This window comes from Brevibacillus sp. FW306-2-1A-C05A (assembly GCF_058781555.1).
The window spans coordinates 1-18,539 of the sequence record NZ_JBYSWV010000019.1; the positions used below are offsets into that span (position 1 = coordinate 1).

Consider the following 18,539-nt stretch of genomic DNA (forward strand, 5'->3'; position numbering starts at 1 on the left):
TGACCTCACTCTCATCCCGCCCCTAAAGGGGGTGCTATCGCACCGTAGCGGGCTTTCTCGTTCGGAAAATCTGTAAAGAGATGCGGGGAGAATCATCGTTTTGCCCAATCGACGACTCGCTGCATGAATGGTGATCGCTCTTAAATAGGTGAGAAAAATGATCCATTCCACAAAACTCCTTTGCTACCTGAACCAAAAATTTTGGACTCATGCCGGGTTGTTATGTCTACACATTCGACATGATTCTACATTTTCCTCCCATGTTTATCCATAGGTTGCACAAGATTGTTACAATATTCCAAACAAGCTATGCTTGACCGTTTGGAGGCTCACCATCGGCTGCAGCGATGCGGATTTCGTACCCATCTGCCTCGGTTTCATCATGGCCGTCTACTTGCAGAAAATGCAGGGCTAGCCTCCGCTGCCTGCGGTCCGTGACCGTTCGTGACAATGGATAGCTGTTTTCCCGCATTGCGGCATTTTGCCAGCAAAGACACCATCCCCTATGATAGATGGCGGAGCCAAAAGACGGCGAAGTGCTCGATTTTGTCCTGCATCGGCTGTTGCCTGGACTGGACAATCGGAAAGCGTCCGTGGAAGTGCAAGAAGCCGTTCCGACCAAAGTCAATCCGAAGCGGCTGGCCCGTCAAGTTGCCAAAGAGTTGCGCACAAAAGGCCCCTCGACCTATGCCCTGGAAGCGATCAAGCTGGAATGGGAAACGCGCAAGGCCGAAAAAAAGGTGGCCGGGCGCAAGCAAAAGCTCGAACGCCTGGAGCAAAAATGGCAGCGAAAAGTGCAAAAGGCAAAAGAAAAGCACAGGGGCAAATAATCTCCCCTGCGCGCGACGCTCACGCCCCACAATCCGGGCGTGAGTTTTTTCCTATTAGGTTATGGTTTCGCTTTGGTCTGGACCAGTTGCGGCTGAAGCGAGCTTTTTTCAAACGGGTTATAGCCGAGGACGACTACTTTGTCATCTTCCGTGACGATGACATGATAGTGCGATCCGGGTCCCTCGATGGCGTAGTCGTACGTGGACGCTACCAGGCGGACAGGGCGAGGAATCTGTTTTTTCACAAGCGGGCTCCAGTCTTTTTCATACAATTGCCCGTCCTTCGTGATGCGCAGCCGGCCGCTGGCAAAGGCGATCCCTTCCTCCGCCTCCCCTGCCACGCTGACTTGCGCGATGTTCCATTCGTCTTTGTGGCGGTCCAGTTGAAATTGCAGCTCGCGGACCGCGCCCGCATCGGATAAAACCCATACGGAAAGCGGGTCGGCCGTGTAGCGTACAAAATATTGCGGAGCCAGCTCCCGCACGCCTTTTACGCCAGGTACGCTTTGAAACGAGGGCTGCCTGGCAGTTTGCTCGGCGTACAGCACCTCGCCCTCTTTGGTTGTGGCGAAAAACAGGTAAGCGTTGGCGTACAGCTTGGCAATGCGCGCTGCCACGGCCGGGTCGATCTGCGCAGCTTCCATCTCGCCGACCGTGATGTTGGCGGGCACGTAGACGCCGTTTTTCTCGACCAGCTCATGGCGCAGTTCTACGGCGAACAGGCCGTCATCCGCCAGGCGCAGCAGCAGTCGTTCTTCCCCAGCGACCACATCTTTGACAGTGCCCGGCAGCGCCAACGTCTGGCACGTGCCGAACTGATCGGTCCAAAGCTGTACATGGCCCGCCGTATCCAGCGTGACTGCCGCATTCAACACGCTGTCAATCGTCTGGACATTTTTCGGCCCTGCCACCTGGTAAGGCTGCCGCTGCTCGTCGATCCCCCAAACCGTGCCGTCCTTGCGCACAAAATACGGCTGGCCAAGTCCGGTTGCGATTTGCCTTACGTCCTTCAACTCGCCGATCTCGGTCCACTCCGTGAAAAGGCGCGGCATTCTGCCCAACTGGCCTGTCATATTGCTTCCCCAGGAAAAGACGTGGCCGGATTTTTGCAAGGCGAGGATGTGATCGGTGCCTGCCTGCACATCGACAATATCGGTCAGGTCGGCAATCCGGACAGGCAGCTCGACCCGATCCGGGTACTGCTCGCCGAGCATCCCCAGCGTGTTGTGGCCCCAGCCCCAGAGCGTGCCGTCCTTTTTGCTGAACAGGTACAGCCCGTCTCCGCCAACCGCCATCTTGACTGCCTCGTCGGCTTCGCGCGGCGCCCGCGTCCACGTTTTCTCCTTCGCATTAAAGAGGTAAACCTCGTCATTTGCGGTCTGGATCATAGCCCGATCCGAATAATCGAGCGCGATTTGCTTCACCGCTCCCGGTACATCCACGACATGGGCAAGCTCGGCTTTCAGCTCTTGTCGCTTTCCGTCCAAATAAAACAGCTTGCCGCTTTCCTCTTGCAAAAACAGGGAGAAGGCCGAGCCGTAGAGCGCGCTGACTTTGGCAAACGACCCCAATCGCCGCGGCTGTCGCTCTCCCTGCTTGAGCGTCCACACGGTCCCGTCGTCTTTTAACAGGGCAAGTATCTCTTCGTTTCCGATTAGTTCGCGGATCGAGCGGATGTGATCGAGTCCCGCGATTTTTTCCGGCTGCGCCTGCTCACCCAGCCGCCATACATCACCTGCATTCGTCAGCGCGTAGCCCCATGTGACCTCCTTGACGTTCTCGATGCCTGTGAGCTTTTGCGGAAAATCCAGCCACTGGCCTGCCTGCACGCCCCAGCGCCACACGTTGCCTGCCTGGTCGATCGCATAGGAAATGCCCGGACGCCAGCCGTACCCGGCTTCATCGAAAATAACGCCCGTGGCAATTTTCCGGATGCCGGACAGAGGCGAGGCGGAAGCTTCATCGAGGGACGCCAGGGAGTTTGCAGCAGGCTTCTTTTGCCCGGCTTTTTGCTCGTCCTCCCCGCACGCTTTCATCGGCACCTGCCTTGCTTTTTCCGCTGCTGTTTTACTGCCAATAGCCTGTTTTTGCGCAGGAGCTGTTTGCGCAGATAGCTGTTGCGCTTGCACGCTTCCTGAGACTGCGAGCACCAACGCCAAACTGCTGCACAGCCATGCTTTTGCGTGATTGCCGTTCCACATTGCCCGTTCCACCACCACTATTGGAATTTAGAGGAAAATCAACTGGTTAGACGTGCGGTGGCGGCAAAAGTTACCTTTTTCCAACACAAGTTTTTGAAAAGTTTTCTCTTGCAGAGATTGTGGAAAATTTTCATTTATGATAGAATCGAATCAGAACGTTTGTTCGGTTTTTAACGCTAGGTAATAGAGAGAATTTCAAGGCGTGCGCCGAATCTACCATGTACTTCCTGTTCTGTGAAAATAAAGCATCAGACTGGGGAAATTAAGTTGTAGACTGAAAAATAACATAGAGTAGACTCAGGTGGCGGCGCTCAACTAACGGGCAGGAGCAGCATCCTTAGCCTGGAACAAGCATTTCGACGCACTGGAATTTCCCCTCAAGTCCATGACCAAAAAGGAGGAACAATGAACATGACCGCATCTGCACCGGAGTTCACCATCGCCCGCACCCTGAATGCCCGCCGCGAGCTCGTATGGCGCGCCTGGACCGAGAAGAACGATCTCGCCGCCTGGCTCCCTTCAACGCCGCTAGAGTCTATCTCCTTCGACGTCCGCGAAGGCGGACGCTACCGCTATACTATGGTCAATAAGCAGACCGGCCAGGAGTATCACACCGGGGGTGTGTTCCTTGACGTCATTCCTTTCGAACGGCTCGTCTTCACCTGGGGTTCCCCCGATGATCCCGTCGAGGGCACCCCTGTCGTGACCCTGACCCTTACCGCACAGGGCGAGCGCACCGAGATGATCTTCCACCTGCGCGGATTCGCTGGTCACCCCGGCGATCAGTATGTGTACGACGGTTGGTCTGGTACGCTCGACAATCTGGCGACGCACCTGCGCGACCAGTAAAAGTAGACGGCAGCAAGAACTAAAGAAGCAGCCTTCACGGCCTCCCGCAAGTTACGATTCTGCTAACAGATTGCCGCGCAGCGCTGGAAAGAACCATTGCTTTTTTCGTTCAACCTTGCCATTGAACAACCGAAAACCGCTCGCTCAAAAAACAGCGGCAGTCTCAGCCTTTATTTTTGAGTCCTAGTCCGCCGCTGTTTCTTTTACGCGGTCAATCTACCACTTTTTTATAGCGACTGCTGATTTTACTATTCAAAAACCGCACAGGTTCAATAACTTTAGTCTAATCCTATATTTTCCTGTGGCACTTCCACCATCATGCGAAAGGCTACGAGAATGAGCTTGAAAGCGGAACCGTTCGAATAACGGAAAAAGGGCGACAGTGCAAGCAGCCTTTTTGCTTCCTCGCGCAAAAGGGTACGGCAGGAGAGGGAAAAAGCCAACCCCTTTGCAGCCAATCGGCACACGCAAAGGGGTCAGGCGCTGTTTTCTGGCTCTGATGGCCTTTATTCAAGCGATCAATACGGCTCCGCCGGATGTCCATCCTGTTCGGCCTGACGCACGCCAGCGCCGGGATTGGTCGCTCCCATCGGTCCGCCGTGGCCGTTGTCCCGGTTCCGGCGACCTTGCTCGATTCCTTGCTTCACCCGGGAGCCGTACTCTTCGTCGCACTGGAAAAAGTAATCGAGCATCTTCTCCTGGATGCGCCGGTCACAGGACAGGAGAGCATCGGTCAAATTGGCGATCAGGTCGTCTTTTTCCCAGTCTTCCATGAGCCGGTACCGTTCGCCAGCCTGTTTGAAATCGTTGGTGCGGTCGATTTTTTGCCGGACGATCTTGCCCGCGACCTCTGGTTGATGGTCGGGAGCGGACTGTTTGGCCTCGTGCAAACCGCCGATCGTGGACGGCTCGTAGTTGATGTGCGGCTGCTTGCGGTCGACGCGGTACAGCATCTGCCCGCCTTCCTGGTTGGTGGCGACGTGCTTTTTCGGCGCGTTGATCGGCAACTGCAAATAGTTGGCTCCCACCCGATAGCGCTGCGTGTCGGAATAGGAAAACGTTCTGCCTTGCAGCAGCTTGTCGTCCGAGAAGTCCAGGCCGTCGACGAGCACGCCTGTGCCAAACGCGACCTGTTCTACTTCGGCAAAGTAGTTTTCCGGATTTTTGTTCAACACCATTTTTCCGACAGGCAAAAACGGAAATTGCTCCTCCGGCCACAGCTTCGTCGGATCAAGCGGATCAAAATCAAGCTCGGGATGCTCGTCATCGCTCATGATTTGCACGCACAGCTCCCATTCCGGATAGTCTCCCCGTTCGATCGCTTCGTACAGGTCCTGTGTCGCGTGATTGAAGTTTTTCCCCTGAATTTCCTCGGCTTCTTTTTGCGTCAAGTTTTTGATCCCTTGCGCAAGCGGCTGCCAATGGTACTTGACCAGCACCGCTTCGCCCTTTTGATTCACCCATTTGTACGTATTGACGCCGGATCCTTGCATCTGCCGGTAGTTCGCCGGGATGCCCCACGGGGAGAACAGAAACGTAATCATGTGCATCGCTTCAGGCGTATTGGAAATGAAGTCAAAAATGCGTTCGACGTCCTGAATGTTCGTCACCGGGTCTGGCTTGAACGCGTGGACGAGATCAGGAAACTTCATCGCATCGCGAATGAAGAAGACTTTCAGATTGTTCCCTACCAGATCCCAGTTCCCGTCCTCCGTGTAAAACTTCACGGCAAAGCCGCGCGGATCGCGCAAAGTCTCAGGCGAGTGCGTGCCGTGAATGACGGTCGAAAAACGGACGAACACAGGCGTTTTTTTGCCGCGCTCCGCAAACAGCTTCGCTCTCGTGTACTTCGCAACCGGCTCATCCCCGACCGTTCCGTACGCCTCGAAGTATCCGTGTGCGCCTGCGCCACGCCCGTGCACGACCCGCTCCGGTATTCGCTCACGGTCGAAATGCGTAATTTTTTCCAGAAAATCATAGTTTTCCAGAACGGTAGGACCGCGATTGCCTACTGTGCGCATATTTTGGTTGTCTGTGACCGGATGGCCCTGCCGATTGGTCAGCAGCTCTTCCTCGGTTGACCTGCCCTGTGTGCTGTTCTTCGATTCTTCCATGTTCATCCTCCCTGTCCAGTTTCTCACTCGATCATGAGAAATGGTTTCCGAAAAAGGGAGTCTTTATGCGAAAAAGCCCGGCGCTGAACCGAGAGCAGAAGAAGCGGCAACGTACCCGCCGTCTTTTCCCAATAGCGGAACGGTCTGGCTGCGGTTCCATTCGGCTGCGATCTGAACATCCTGCGGATATCCTTTTGCGGCAAGCTCGCGTCCAGAGCCGCTTTCCGCGAGGACGGCAGCAAGCTGCTCGTTGGCCGCCCGGAATGCGGCGACCGCCATTTGCGCTTCGCAGGAGAGCTGGTAGCCGCTTAATCCGTCGAGGATCGCGCCTGCAGCCAGCATGTCTTCGATGGCAGGACGCAGGGCGCCGTTGGGCCATCTTTCTCCGCAGGCGATCACGCTCACGGTTCCTTTGTGCGCGTTGATGAAGCGAGCTACCGCCGCTGCGTTTCGCAAGCAGCCTGCGACGACCACGGCTAACGCTTTGCTGCGCCAGCACAGTGCAGGTCGAACCGTTGGGGGAAGGCAGGACGAGTTTGCTCCCGGCTGGAATCGTCGCGAGACACGCCGGAGAGAGCGACACTGGCTCTCCGCGTTTCCCGGCGAGCAGCGCTCCTTCTTCCCGCGCGTAAAGCGCTGCCGTCTCGTCTCGCATGCGGTACGGATAGACGATCCCGCCGCGCCCGCACACGACATCCACACAGGTGCAAAACGACAGCACATCTATCATGACGACGATGTCTGACTGGGGCGCCAACTGTTCTACCCCTTCATATCCCCATTCAAACCGCGCCGTATAGTCTAGCTGTTTAAATATGGAAGCTTCGCTCATCCATTCCACCGCTTTCTATCAGAAATGGTTACTTGTCCCCTTACGTTCGCCGTTACAAAAGGAGACAAGACTTAATATTGTAGTATTGTCCCATTAGTTAAACAACAAGAAATGGAGTGATCTGGGATGTCTGAAATGGAGTTTGAAAGCACCAGCGACCGAGGGGGTGGAAGACCAAGGAGAACAACTGTTTACACGACTGGCATTCTGCAAAACAACCTGAACACGGCTCTTACCGCTCACATCGACTTGGTCAACCTCAATGACGAGCCAGTGGAGGTGCGTGTGCAAGTGCTGAACTGGGGCACAGCGGTCACACAAACCAATCCGGTAGGTTCACTGCTCGACGTCACACAAACGCTCGCCGCAAACACACGGGTTGCGCTGAACGCGACTGTCGTTGCAACGAACCACTACGAAGTGCGCCTGACTGTCGGCCGCAACGGCAACCGTGAAAATGTCCTTTTGACCACGTATGGCCGTACTTCTATCGGCGGCGGTCAAGTCAACGGCCTGTCTGTTCTGCCTAGCCAACTGCTCACCATAGAAGTCGATGGCTGCCTGTAATTCTCGCTTTCCCTGTAAAAAGAACTATGGCTCTAATTCCATAGTTCTTTTTTCTTTTTCGATTCAGCTATACCAGGACGGGATGCGTCTTTCAAACGCGTCGTGCTCCTCGACAATCGTCTGGATCCGCTTCATCATGTCCGGCAGCAGCGCGGGGACAGTCCGCTCTGTCCAGATGATCGAGGAGAAAATGGCCATCGCCGTGTACACGTTGTACAGCGTCCAGAAAGAGTCGGGAATTTCCTGCCCGTTCCAATAGCCCGCCAGTTGGCCGTTGCAAAACGGAACACTCACCTCTTTGCTGAAAAAGGCGAGCTTGACGAACTCATGCACCGGGTCGCCCCAGTCGTAGCGGTTGAAGTCGATCACGCCTGCGTAGCTGCGGTCGCGGACGATCAAGTTTCCAACGTGAAAATCGTCGTGCAAAAAGCAGTTCGGCCGCCCAGCCAGCAGGGGCAAGTGCCGGTCAATGAATGCGAGAATGCGCCCGCCGTCTTTGAACGTGGAAGCAGAGGCAGCGTAGGCTGCTGCATACATGCGATGCTTTTGCACACACCGCTCTGCCCATGGCGGTGTCGACGCGGGAGCCGCGAGCTGGTGCATGGCGGCCAAATCCCGTCCCGCCAAAAAGCCGACCTGCTGTTGCTCGCTGTCCGTGAAGGTCGGCAGTGCGTCCCGCGCATCCTCTCCTTCGATGTAAGAGACGAGCATGTAGCAAATGCCCCATTCTTTTCGCACGCCAAAATCGAGCGGCCTGGAAGCTTTGATCGGCAGAGGCTGCAACGCCTGCAACCGCGCATACTCCTGCTCTTTTTGCCCGGCTTGCTCGTAGCTGGCTACCCGCAAGACAGCAGGGCCTCCTGTTGCCAACTCGACGCGATATTTCCGGTCTGCCGAATGCCCTTTTTTGATTTCCTCCACGCTCCCCGCCTGTTGCAAAAGCGGAACCGTTTTTTGCAGCGACACCAGCCAGTCTTCCATTTCGTTCACTCTCCTCCCGGTCTGTGATAAAAAGCAGCATGCTCGATTATACGACAGCCGTGGCAGCAATTGGTAGAAAAAAACGCCGGGAAGCTCGATTTGCTTTTTGCGTGTACAGACGAAATCTTGCCGAAGTTGATGGCGCAGCTCGCAGCGACGGGCGAGAACGCGGCCTTTCAGTTTGGCGACCCGGTTCCGCCTTCGTTCATCGGGCTGTTCGGCCACATCCAGGCGCACGCCGACTTTTACCGGGTGATGCTCGTCAAACACCGTGATCTTGCGAGAAAAAAAGAAACTGCCCGCTGACGGACAGTTTCTTTTATAAAGGAGACTTACAGTTTTACTACGTTCTCAGCTTGAGGACCGCGGTTGCCTGTTACGATGTTGAACTCAACGCGCTGGCCTTCTTCCAAAGTTTTGAAGCCGTCGCCTTGGATTGCGCTGTAGTGTACGAATACGTCGTCTCCGCCTTCTACTTGAATGAAGCCGTAACCTTTTTCTGCGTTAAACCATTTTACTGTTCCGTTCGCTTGCATGAGAAAACCTCCAAAAGTCAATTTGAATATGCTAGTCATATTTACCGAAGCAAATAAAGCTCACATATCATGAAGAAATACCCCAGAGCGAGATCGCGATACGCCTTCATGATATGTGAAGTTGATCTACTTCGCTAAAATGAAAGTGTCATAGGACGGAACTGCCATGTTAAAACCAAAACTTTTTGAAAACCTAAAACGACGAAAGCCCTTCCTCTCTTCCATCCTTGCGGCTCCGATGACCGCGCCAGTGTGAATCGGGATTTCAAAAACGTTATCCATCAGCATACACCTCGAAGATTTAGGCTCAAGTATTCAAGTAGCATTATCATTTTACCATAACCAGACCGTAAAAATCAACCATTTACTACTACTCTATCAGAAAGGCAACTGCTACAATAGGCTCGGGAGGGATTGCGAATGCAAAAAAACGAAACAGGAAGTAATCGAGTTGCTGGAAAAACAGACACCTGTACTCATCCTTGACGTCCGCGACGAGGCAAAATTCCGGAACGGAACGCTCACCAGCGAATTGGCCGCAACCAAAAACGTTCCCTATGTGCACATGCTCGAACGTGACAAGCCCTTAGATGAAGAAACAGAATCCGTGGCGCGAAAAGCGCAGGTCATCACGGTCTGTACGTCGGGCAACAAAGCGCAAAAAGCGGCTGCTCTGCTGCGCGAGCACGGATACGAGGCAAAAGCGCTGCTCGGCGGACTGACAGCGTGGAACGAGCCGGAGAGCGAGGGCGAATAAGCTCAGTAGCGCCAGCGTTTCCAGCGGTTTGGCAGATATTACTTCTTTATTTCGGGTGGGATAGTCTGATATTCTGGGTCATGCCAAACCAATAAGCCGAAGCTTCCTCACGAATGGAAGTGCGGGGGATCTTTTTGTGGGTCACGCATCCACTAAGGGGTGAATCGCTCGAAGGAGCGTAGGGTTGTTTCCTCAATCCGAATCCGACAACTAACCTCGTAGGCCAAAAAAAGGAGACGATGTTGAATATGAAACGTTTTGGAGCTACTGCCATCGCGATGACTCTGGGATTGGGCTTGGCTTTGACCGGCTTTACCCCATCTGCATCTGCTGCAGCCAATTGCCCGGTACCAACTGGCATACAATACCAAATCCAGTATCAATGGATTCCATATATGGGTCAGCTTCCATTTGCACCTAGCGCACAGCCACAACAGCCTGCCGCGCCAGTAAATCAGGCGCCTGTACAAAAGCAGCCCGTACAAAAGCCGGTGCAACAAGCGCCACAAGCACCAGCAAAGCCAGTACAGAACGTCACAAAGCCGGCTGCTCCGGCGAACCAGGCCGACCAGGCACAGGCTGGCGACTTTGCCAAGCAGGTTGCTGATCTGGTCAACCAGGAACGCGCCAAAGCAGGTCTGGCGCCTGTAACGATGGATGCTGCCCTGTCCAAAGTCGCTCTGGCGAAAGCAGCCGACATGTCGAACAACAACTACTTTGACCACACCAGCCCAACGTACGGTTCTCCGTTTGACATGATGAAGCAATTCGGCATTTCCTACATGACCGCAGGCGAGAACATCGCCATGGGTCAACGCAGTCCGCAAGAAGTGATGACGCAGTGGATGAACAGCGAAGGCCATCGCAAAAACATCATGAACCCGGCCTTCACCAAAATCGGTGTCGGCTACACCAACGGTTACTGGGTTCAGGAATTTATCGGCTAAGAACGTCTTTCCCTGTACACGAAAGCCGGGTACTCTTTTTCCAAAGAGGCCCGGCTTTTTTCGTGTGGAGCTATCCTTGCTCCGTATTTGCCGCGTTTTTCGCTTTGGGGGTGCAGCCGCAGCCTTCCTGCTCGTCAAACAGAGCGACTTCCTTCTGGTTCATCTTCTGCTTCGTTGGATAGGCAGAAACTTGCTGCAGTTCGGCATTGACATCAGACGATTGATTCATCCGTATGGCCCCCTCGCCGCTATTTGTTCGTGGTACGTCCCTAGTATGCGCGAAAAACAAACCGGGTCATTCCTGCCGATCGCTGGAAGCGGCGCAAGGAAGCTGCCGCTGTCAGACAGCGCCGTGTCTACTCATGATATGTTCCAGGTCTTTCAGTGCTGCCGCCGCTGCTGCTGCCGGGTCCGACTTCCCGCCCACGACCATCAGTTCGCCCATGACGTCTGTTTCCACGCGGATCGCTTTCGTCGTCCCTTTTACTTGGGCAAAAGGATGCGTCGCATCGACTGCGACAAGCTCAACCGCTGCCGCTACGCCGTCTGCTGTCGGCCGGATCGTGCCGATCAGCTTCGGCACCCGTCCGGCGCGTTTCCACTCGGCGATTTGGGCGGGAGACAGGTCGCGAACGCTCGCCCGCGGGATATCGGAGAGCTTCAGCCTGGCGTCGAACACGGCGTTGGCCAAAATCGCGATTTTCGAGGCCGTATCCCAGCCGTCGATGTCGTAGGTCGGGTCCGGCTCGGCGATGCCCATTTGCTGCGCCCGGCGAATCGCTTCCTCGCTCGTGACGCCTTCCTCCATGACGCTTGTCAAGACAAAGTTGGTCGTTCCGGTAAAAATGCCTTCCACATGCTTGATTTCACAGCCCGCCAGATTGTAGCTGAACAGGTCGATCGTCGGCAGGGCGGCCGCTGTTGCGCCGCTGATTTTTAACTGCACGCCTTTTGCTTTCGCCAGGGCAGACAAGCCGGCGTAGTCGACGACGAGCGCGCCTTTGGACACGGCGATCGCGTGCATGCCGCCTGCAAGCGCCTGACGGATGTAGCGAAGCCCTGGCCCCCCTGTCCGGGCATCAGACGGGCCTGCCTCGATCAGCACGTCCGCTGCTACGGTCGACAGCCACTTTTCTGCCTCCCATGCCGGATGAGCGGGCTGTCTGGACTGCGTCAACGACTCAATCTGTTCGTTTGCAAGCCCTTCAGGATCGTAGAGCGCACAAGCCGACCTGGCGACCCCCACCAGCCGGACGTCTGCCTGGTACAGCTTGCGGTACCTGTCCTGGCGCTGCGCAAGAAGCCGCGCAATCTGCTTGCCTACTGTTCCGAATCCTGTCAGTACGATGTTCCAACGCTTCATTTGTCATTCTCCTTGCTGTCGCCAAACGGTTTCTATGCTTTGCGGTACGTCTCTCTTCTGTAGGCCAAAATGGCGTTGGCTTCCTTTTGCCTGAGCGGCTTTCCGGTTTTGGCAGAGTACAGAGCTTCGACGTGGTCGATGAACAAAACGCCTTCGAGATGGTCGATTTCATGCTGCACGCAGCGGGCGAGAAAATCTTCCGCTTCCAGCACGGTCGGCTCGCCCCTGCGGTTTTGCGACTTCACTTTGACGTAGCGCGAGCGGCTGACAATTCCGACGACGCCGGGGATGGACAGGCAAGCCTCCGGGCCAACCTGCACGCCGCTCATTTCCACAATTTCGGGGTTAATCAGCTCGATCAGGCCGCTGCCGCAGTCAATGACAATCAGCCGCAGCGGTACGCCGATCTGTACGGCCGACAGTCCGGCCCGTCCTTTTTTCGCGTAAAGCGTCTGCTTCATGTCTTCCGCGATCATTTCTGTATGAGGAGTCATGGATGAAATTCGTCGTGACCTTTCGCGCAAAACCGGATCGCCAAGTCGTACGATCGTTCGTTCTGCCATCGTACAATCCCCCCTGCCCCTATATGTGCTTACACCGTAGCAAAGCTTTTCGTTCCTTGTCAAAGGAATCCGTGCAAAAATCTGAAAAATCCCCGCCTGCTAGATGACAAATGCATGTAGATGCGCTATCTTTATTGATGATGATAAACAGATGTTCCAAAGGAAGAGGGAGGCTACCATGCATTCACTGGCATCACAGCTGAATGACACGATTCAGCGGGAAAATCCACACGTTTTTGACATGCTGTCCAACATCGGCAAGCTGATTTACTTTCCAAAAGAGGGCATCCTGAGCCAATCGGCTGAAGCGAAAGCAAAAGCGAAAAAATACAACGCCACCATCGGCATCGCGCTGGAAAACGGACAACCTATGCATCTGAAGGTGATTCAAGACAACCTGTCTGCCTTCCAGCCAAAAGATTTGTATGAGTACGCTCCTCCTGCCGGAAAGCCTGAGTTGCGCGCAGCATGGCGGCAAAAAATGATCGAGGAACAACCTGCTCTGGCAAACTATTCCTTCAGCAACCCGATCGTCACCAACGCTCTGACGCACGGGCTCAGCATCGTGGCCGACCTGTTCGCAGACAGCGGAGACAGCGTGATTATCCCGGACAAGAACTGGGAAAACTACGAGCTGACCTTCTCCATCCGCCGTGGTGCCGAAATGGTCTACTATCCATTGTATAACGACGAAATGAAATTTAATGCCACCGGATTGCGCGATGCGATCCTGGCGCAAAAAGATAAAGGAAAGGCGATTGTCGTCCTGAACTTCCCGAACAACCCGACAGGCTATACGCCCGGCGCAGAGGAAGGCCGTCAAATCGTCGCAGCTCTCAAGGAAGGCGCAGAAGCTGGCATCAACATCGTAGCGGTGACAGACGATGCGTACTTTGGCCTGTTCTTTGAAGACTCCCTGCACGAGTCGCTTTTCCCAAGCCTCTACAACGTGCATCCGCGCATTCTTCCTGTAAAAGTCGACGGAGCGACCAAGGAAGAGTACGTGTGGGGCTTCCGCGTGGGCTTCATCACATACGCCGCTCCTTCCAGCGACCTTTTGGCCGCGCTGGAACAAAAGACGTTGGGCATCATCCGCGCCACGATCTCCAGCGGAGCGCACCCATCGCAAACGTTCGTCCTGCACGCCCTCACCTCTCCGGAGTTCAAGGCGCAGAAGCAGGAGAAGTACGAAATCATGAAAGGCCGCGCCAACCGCGTGAAGCAGTTGCTCGACAGCGGAAAATACGACGACGCGTGGAGCTACTATCCGTTCAACTCCGGCTACTTCATGTGCCTCAAGCTGAAAACCGTCGATGCGGAAACACTCCGCCAGCATCTCCTGGATCAATACGGCGTAGGCACAATCGCCCTCGGCCAAACCGATCTGCGCATCGCCTTCTCTTGCATCGAGGAAGGCAACATCGACGACTTGTTCGATTTGATCTACAACGGCGTCAAGGATTTGGAAAAAGCCTTGGCTAAATAAAGAGGTTGGAGTAATAAAAAAGCGTTTTGGCCCGGAAGCCAAAGCGCTTTTTTTGCTATGGGCAAGCTGCCGCTTCTTGTTTCCAAAGAGGACGACCAGCCCGGCAGGTTCATGGCGATGCGATTACCGTTCCAGCGTTGTGCCTTTTTGCCTTGTCTGGTGCGTGCCGACGAAAATGGAGGCAAGCACGAGCAGCATGCCGATGCCATGCAGCCAGGTGAACGCTTCGTTTAAAAACAGCACGGCGACGAGTGCCGCGCTGATCGGCATCATCCCGGTAAACAAGCCGGCCTTGGACGCCTCGACCTTGGCGACTCCGTTGTACCAGAAAAAGAACGACAGGACGCTGGCCGTCACGGCATAGTAGACGAGCAGCCACCAAATATGGGCGGGAACCAGTCCCCAGTCAAAGCGGATGCCCTCCCAGACGGCAAACGGCAAAAACATGGCGAAGCTGATGACATTGATCGCAGCCGTCATTTGAAACGGCGTGATTTTGCCCGACAGCCGCTTGGCGAAAATGGTGAACAGCGCTTCGCTCACGACTGCCAAAAAGACGAGCAGGTTGCCGAGCATGCTCGCCAGCGTCTGTGCCCCTGCTCCGCCCGTAAACGTAATCAGGGCGATGCCGCATACCGAGAGAATGATCGCCACGACATTGTTCACCTGAAGCTTTTCCTTCAAAAGCCAGAAGGAAAAAAGAGCGATGCAGGCCGGGACGGTGCTGGTAATGATCCCTGCTGCCGTCGCGGTAGTCCATCGGACACCGTACAACATGCAAATACTGAACAGAAACACGCCGAAAAACGACTGCCAGAACAGGACGCTTCCCTCTTCCTTTTTCCACGATGTCTTCCACTCGCCGCGCAAAGCCAGCAGCGGCAGCAAAATGACCATCGCGAGCAAAAAGCGCAGCTCGGAAAACAAAAAGACAGGGACGTGCGAAACGATTTCCTTTCCGATGGAAATGTTCATGCCTACCAATGCCATTGATAGGGCCAACTGAATGTAGGCGAACAGCAAGCGTTATCTTTTCCTCCCTTCGTGCTCCTACTCTTTTCCATTCGCCCTGCCCCAATTCCTTTTACTGTGAAAAAATGTCGCGCTTTTTTCAGGCTAATGGCTGCAACTGCTGCCTGCGATCCGCCAAACGTTTTCTCTCTTTCGGCTACCCGGCGTTTTGCAGTTGCTTTTGCACAGGCTCGCTCGCCCGTTTTTTCTCGGCTGCGCCCACGAGCAAGGCGCCAAATGGCAGTTTGCCCAACCCGTACGACAGCAAAAACGAGCCGGCCGCACAGATGGCAAAAACGACCAGGCTGCCGATGATCCCGGTGTGAAACAGGCCAATCGCGCGCAGCCCCTTCATCAAGTAGGTGAGGATCAATGCGTGCATCAAATACGCGCCGTACGAATACTTTCCGACAAGCCCGAGCCAGTGCGTCCAAGCCGCTTTCTTTTTCCCGAGCCAGAGCGCCAGGCCGTACACGCCCAAGAGCGAAGCGACGGTGTACAAAAACATGGACGGCTTCAAGGAGGTCGCGACATTCAAATTGATAGTGCCGCTGTTAGAGTCGCGGAACAGCTCGTAGCCAATCCAGACGTACAACAGGCAAAACGCCGTCGCGGTCAGCGGCCAGCGCTTGCGCAGACTGTCCCTGAAAGCCGGCAGGGCCACGGCAGCCACACCGCCGAGCAAAAAGTAAAAGAAGTAGTAGAAGCTGTTACGATCGCGGTACTTGATAAAGTACGCTTCCAGCCAGCCCCCGGTAAATTCGCCAGGGTGCGCCGGAATATAGCGGGCGGAAAACCACATCAAGCCCGCATACACGCCCCCGGCAACCGCTCCGACCGCAAGAAGGCGGAGGCGGCCCGTGACCAGGCGATGCAAAAATCGAAACAGCTTTTGCCACAGCGGATAGAGCAAATAAAACTGGAAGATCATCACGACAAACCACAAGTGATAGGACGCAGTTCCCGTCACGAGCTTTTTGGCGATTGTCCACAAAAAGGCGCTGCCCTCGCCCAGCGGCTTCGTCTGCACAGCCAGGTAGATGGCCGACCAAATCCCGTACGGCACCAAAATTTCCGTTACCCGCTTGCGCATGAAAGAAAAGTAGTTGACTTTTTCGTAATAGTTGTATAACAAGACCAGTCCGGTAATAAAAATAAATGCCGGAACGGCGAATTTTAGCAGATGAAACAACATTCCATATACGATAGCCGCTTGCTCGCTCAACCCTTTTTCCCTGATAAAGACGCCGATCACATGCTGATAGACGACCGCGAGAAAGGCAAAGGCGCGAATGAGGTCAAGCTCTGCTATTCGTTCTTTTCGGCCCATAGAAACTACCAGATCCTCCCTGTTTTATTGGACAAGTGTCATCCTCATCTTACAGATCCGTACGGCAACAGGCAACCCTGCATGTTAGCAAACTTCATTGGCGCAGCTTAGTTGCCCTTATACTGGATGAGAATCTTCTAAATTCTTATCTGTACAAAAAGGCCGATGCCGCCGCGGCATCCGCCTGCTTTCTTTTTTTATTGGCACATCCAGAAGGGGTCGTTTGCCCAGCCTGGCTTTCGGTCATTTCTTAGTGCTGCACCTCGGAATGCGGGAGGCCGCCAGGAACGGCGATCAGCCCAGGCCGCCTGACAAAAGCCTTCACGTTTATGTCTACCTCGATATCGGAAAACACCTGATTCCAGTCCGCTCGCACTGCCGCAAACTCTTTTGGATAGTTGCGATGAAACTGCTGGGCGAAGTTCAATATATCTGCCTTTAATTCCTTTTGCACCTGTTTGAGCGCGAGCCGGACTCTCGTTTTGATATCTTCGCGCAGCGCTTCCTCGACCATCGCGATCTGCTGGGGATTGTTCAAGGTCAGCCTGGTGCCGTTTTGCACGATGTCTCCCTCCGTGTCGATATCCACGAGCATCTTCCATTTCCCGTTTTCGATCCGCGGCGTCAGCTTGGTCACCTCGCGAATCGGGTTTAACGAGACGAATCCGTGTTCCTGTTTGAGCTTGACCGTCACCGTCGTGTTGGGGACTTCATTCCTCAGCCAGAGTACCCCTCTCGTCGTCCGGTCAGACAAAAGACCGATCATCTTGCCATTTTGAAAGACAGCCGTACCCGACAAATACGGGCTCGTCTTCTTCGGCTGTCCTTTCTTCGGCGGCTTCATGATGTCGATCATCGGCAAGGCGGCCGCCTCTGTTCTTGCGGCAAACATTTTTTGCAAATCGAGCAGAGTGACCGATAGCCCGACATTCATGTCAGACAGCTTGCGGACTACTTCGGCGGAGTATCGTTCGAGCGGCGGCAGCATCTCCAGAACTTCGCGGGCTTGTCCCCTGCTCACGTACACGAAAGCCCGGTTGCGCGGCTCGGGGTGACGGGCGTAATAGTCGACGTACTCCTTCAAGCCGTGCCGGGCGAGCGCTTGCCCGTAAATATACACCTTGCAATGGCCCCAGAACACTTTCCGCGGTATTTTCAACTGCACTTTGGACATCGCATCGGCAATATTGACCCCTTTTGCCGTGCGAATGAGCGTCATCGCGTTCCCTGCTCCGCTTCCCTCGCTGAGCGAGCGCGGGATGAACACCTGAATCGACAGTTCGATATCGTTTGGCGATGACCAGTCGATGGCGGCAGCGGTCACGAGTGCGACATCGTTTATCTCCACGCGGTCCCAGCACCCGCCAAGCAGACCTGCGCACAGGCAAAAAAGGAAAGCAAGCCGCTTCATCGGCTCCTTTCCCCTTCGAAGGGCGAGAGTTTCGCTAGCGGCCAGATGAAGCTCTCGACCCCGCGCGCGTACACGAGCAGATCAGGCTTCTCGCTGATCGGCAGCGCGAACGGGGCGAGCATGGAGTTTTCGCGGATATGCGCATCGGCCCGCTGCAGCATCCACGGCTCATGGAACACGTTGGCATAATAAAGTCCGTTTGTTTTCTTGCACTGGCAAAACAGCGTATAGCGTTCGGTCAGCCAGTGCTCCAGCGTACCGGCGCGGGCGAGGGCCGGCTCGGATACTGGCCAGTAGCTGCCGCGAAATGCAGCCGCATCCGCTCCTGCCGAAAACCGCTCCGACTGAAAATCAATGCGGTCAGCGTGAACCAGAAGATCCATCTTCGTATGATAATAGGGCAGCCGATACCAGTACTCGGCGATTTTCGTCACGAGCAAATGGGAAGTATCCAGCGACAAAAAGTAAACGCCTCGTGTGGAGCCTGCCCTCACATATGTTCGCACATTGATCTCGGGGAAGGTCGTGACATACGGGACTGGAAACAGGCGGCGGAGACGGACTCTGGTGAGCAGAAACGGAATGACGCTGATCCAGGCGTGCCCGTCATACGTATCCAGTTCCAGGCCTGCCGGAATCAGGCTGCGGATCGCCTCGGGCGAAACGGCCCAGTGCGCAAACAGCAAATGCTCCCACGTCTGCGTCATCCTCCAGCCTTTCTGTTGTCGCTTTTCCCTGATTGGAATGATTCCCTGGTTCAT

General features: G+C 54.9%; 20 protein-coding genes and 1 riboswitch. Of the genes, 8 read left to right on the forward strand and 12 right to left on the reverse strand.

Features of this window, described 5'->3' with window-relative positions:
• The first annotated feature begins 512 nt into the window (after positions 1-512).
• On the forward strand, positions 513-830 hold the full coding sequence (locus tag AC3WJN_RS13225) for a DUF2992 family protein (protein WP_005835127.1): 318 nt from the start codon (positions 513-515) through the stop codon (positions 828-830).
• A 59-nt stretch (positions 831-889) separates the two neighbouring features.
• Here the strand turns inward: AC3WJN_RS13225 and AC3WJN_RS13230 are convergent, their stop codons facing one another.
• Positions 890-3,031: an RCC1 domain-containing protein gene (locus AC3WJN_RS13230; RefSeq protein ID WP_007782132.1), complete on the reverse strand. Its 2,142-nt coding sequence runs from the start codon at positions 3,029-3,031 to the stop codon at positions 890-892.
• A gap of 411 nt (positions 3,032-3,442) precedes the next feature.
• On the opposite strand from AC3WJN_RS13230, the gene AC3WJN_RS13235 reads away from it, so the two are divergent.
• Positions 3,443-3,880, forward strand: a complete 438-nt coding sequence (locus AC3WJN_RS13235; RefSeq protein ID WP_007782128.1) for an SRPBCC family protein — start codon at positions 3,443-3,445, stop codon at positions 3,878-3,880.
• A gap of 518 nt (positions 3,881-4,398) precedes the next feature.
• Here the strand turns inward: AC3WJN_RS13235 and AC3WJN_RS13240 are convergent.
• A complete protein-coding gene (locus tag AC3WJN_RS13240; protein ID WP_005828678.1) occupies positions 4,399-5,994 on the reverse strand; it encodes a catalase in 1,596 nt (531 codons plus the stop codon).
• A 63-nt stretch (positions 5,995-6,057) separates the two neighbouring features.
• Positions 6,058-6,468, reverse strand: a complete 411-nt coding sequence (locus tag AC3WJN_RS13245) for a 2-phosphosulfolactate phosphatase (protein WP_005828680.1) — start codon at positions 6,466-6,468, stop codon at positions 6,058-6,060.
• Between AC3WJN_RS13245 and AC3WJN_RS13250 the strand changes: the two genes are divergently transcribed.
• Positions 6,365-6,739 carry a hypothetical protein gene (locus AC3WJN_RS13250; RefSeq protein WP_237716626.1) on the forward strand — a complete coding sequence of 125 codons (375 nt, stop codon included), beginning with the start codon at positions 6,365-6,367 and terminating at the stop codon, positions 6,737-6,739. The genes AC3WJN_RS13245 and AC3WJN_RS13250 overlap by 104 nt on opposite strands.
• Positions 6,740-6,952: 213 nt before the next feature.
• A complete protein-coding gene (locus AC3WJN_RS13255; protein WP_005828682.1) occupies positions 6,953-7,393 on the forward strand; it encodes a hypothetical protein in 441 nt (146 codons plus the stop codon).
• Between the two features lie 63 nt (positions 7,394-7,456).
• Here the strand turns inward: AC3WJN_RS13255 and AC3WJN_RS13260 are convergent, their stop codons facing one another.
• Positions 7,457-8,374 carry a phosphotransferase family protein gene (locus tag AC3WJN_RS13260; protein WP_007782121.1) on the reverse strand — a complete coding sequence of 306 codons (918 nt, stop codon included), beginning with the start codon at positions 8,372-8,374 and terminating at the stop codon, positions 7,457-7,459.
• Positions 8,375-8,473: 99 nt separating this feature from the next.
• Between AC3WJN_RS13260 and AC3WJN_RS13265 the strand changes: the two genes are divergently transcribed.
• Positions 8,474-8,680 carry a hypothetical protein gene (locus AC3WJN_RS13265; protein ID WP_129552200.1) on the forward strand — a complete coding sequence of 69 codons (207 nt, stop codon included), beginning with the start codon at positions 8,474-8,476 and terminating at the stop codon, positions 8,678-8,680.
• Between the two features lie 26 nt (positions 8,681-8,706).
• Here the strand turns inward: AC3WJN_RS13265 and AC3WJN_RS13270 are convergent, their stop codons facing one another.
• Entirely contained in the window at positions 8,707-8,910 is a 204-nt protein-coding gene (locus tag AC3WJN_RS13270; RefSeq protein WP_005828688.1) for a cold-shock protein, read from the reverse strand.
• A gap of 445 nt (positions 8,911-9,355) precedes the next feature.
• On the opposite strand from AC3WJN_RS13270, the gene AC3WJN_RS13275 reads away from it, so the two are divergent.
• Entirely contained in the window at positions 9,356-9,667 is a 312-nt protein-coding gene (locus tag AC3WJN_RS13275) for a rhodanese-like domain-containing protein (RefSeq protein ID WP_081494704.1), read from the forward strand.
• Positions 9,668-9,751: 84 nt separating this feature from the next.
• Positions 9,752-9,907, forward strand: a riboswitch (cyclic di-AMP (ydaO/yuaA leader).
• Between the two features lie 8 nt (positions 9,908-9,915).
• On the forward strand, positions 9,916-10,614 hold the full coding sequence (locus AC3WJN_RS13280) for a CAP domain-containing protein (protein WP_005828692.1): 699 nt from the start codon (positions 9,916-9,918) through the stop codon (positions 10,612-10,614).
• Positions 10,615-10,684: 70 nt separating this feature from the next.
• On the opposite strand, the gene AC3WJN_RS13285 is transcribed toward AC3WJN_RS13280, so the two are convergent.
• The 3 genes from AC3WJN_RS13285 to def form a co-directional block, all read right to left on the reverse strand.
• The gene (locus tag AC3WJN_RS13285) at positions 10,685-10,843 is read right to left on the reverse strand and encodes a hypothetical protein (protein ID WP_007782111.1); all 159 of its coding nucleotides are present in this window, start codon (positions 10,841-10,843) and stop codon (positions 10,685-10,687) included.
• A gap of 111 nt (positions 10,844-10,954) precedes the next feature.
• Positions 10,955-11,977: a homoserine dehydrogenase gene (locus AC3WJN_RS13290; RefSeq protein ID WP_007782107.1), complete on the reverse strand. Its 1,023-nt coding sequence runs from the start codon at positions 11,975-11,977 to the stop codon at positions 10,955-10,957.
• 32 nt (positions 11,978-12,009) lie between these two features.
• Positions 12,010-12,540: a peptide deformylase gene (gene def / locus AC3WJN_RS13295; protein ID WP_005828697.1), complete on the reverse strand. Its 531-nt coding sequence runs from the start codon at positions 12,538-12,540 to the stop codon at positions 12,010-12,012.
• A 178-nt stretch (positions 12,541-12,718) separates the two neighbouring features.
• Between def and AC3WJN_RS13300 the strand changes: the two genes are divergently transcribed.
• Positions 12,719-14,026 (forward strand): aminotransferase class I/II-fold pyridoxal phosphate-dependent enzyme, encoded by a 1,308-nt coding sequence (locus AC3WJN_RS13300; protein WP_007782104.1) that lies wholly within the window; start codon positions 12,719-12,721, stop codon positions 14,024-14,026.
• A gap of 123 nt (positions 14,027-14,149) precedes the next feature.
• Here AC3WJN_RS13300 and AC3WJN_RS13305 read toward each other — a convergent pair whose 3' ends face one another.
• From AC3WJN_RS13305 to AC3WJN_RS13320, 4 genes are all read right to left on the reverse strand, one after another.
• Positions 14,150-15,049 carry a DMT family transporter gene (locus AC3WJN_RS13305; RefSeq protein ID WP_007782101.1) on the reverse strand — a complete coding sequence of 300 codons (900 nt, stop codon included), beginning with the start codon at positions 15,047-15,049 and terminating at the stop codon, positions 14,150-14,152.
• Between the two features lie 145 nt (positions 15,050-15,194).
• Positions 15,195-16,367, reverse strand: coding sequence for an acyltransferase (locus AC3WJN_RS13310; protein ID WP_007782097.1), 1,173 nt, complete (start codon positions 16,365-16,367; stop codon positions 15,195-15,197).
• Between the two features lie 250 nt (positions 16,368-16,617).
• Complete coding sequence (locus AC3WJN_RS13315; RefSeq protein ID WP_005828702.1) at positions 16,618-17,778, reverse strand: Ger(x)C family spore germination protein; 1,161 nt, start codon at positions 17,776-17,778, stop codon at positions 16,618-16,620.
• Positions 17,775-18,539: a YqjF family protein gene (locus AC3WJN_RS13320; RefSeq protein WP_005828704.1), complete on the reverse strand. Its 765-nt coding sequence runs from the start codon at positions 18,537-18,539 to the stop codon at positions 17,775-17,777. The genes AC3WJN_RS13315 and AC3WJN_RS13320 overlap by 4 nt, the downstream gene beginning before the upstream one ends.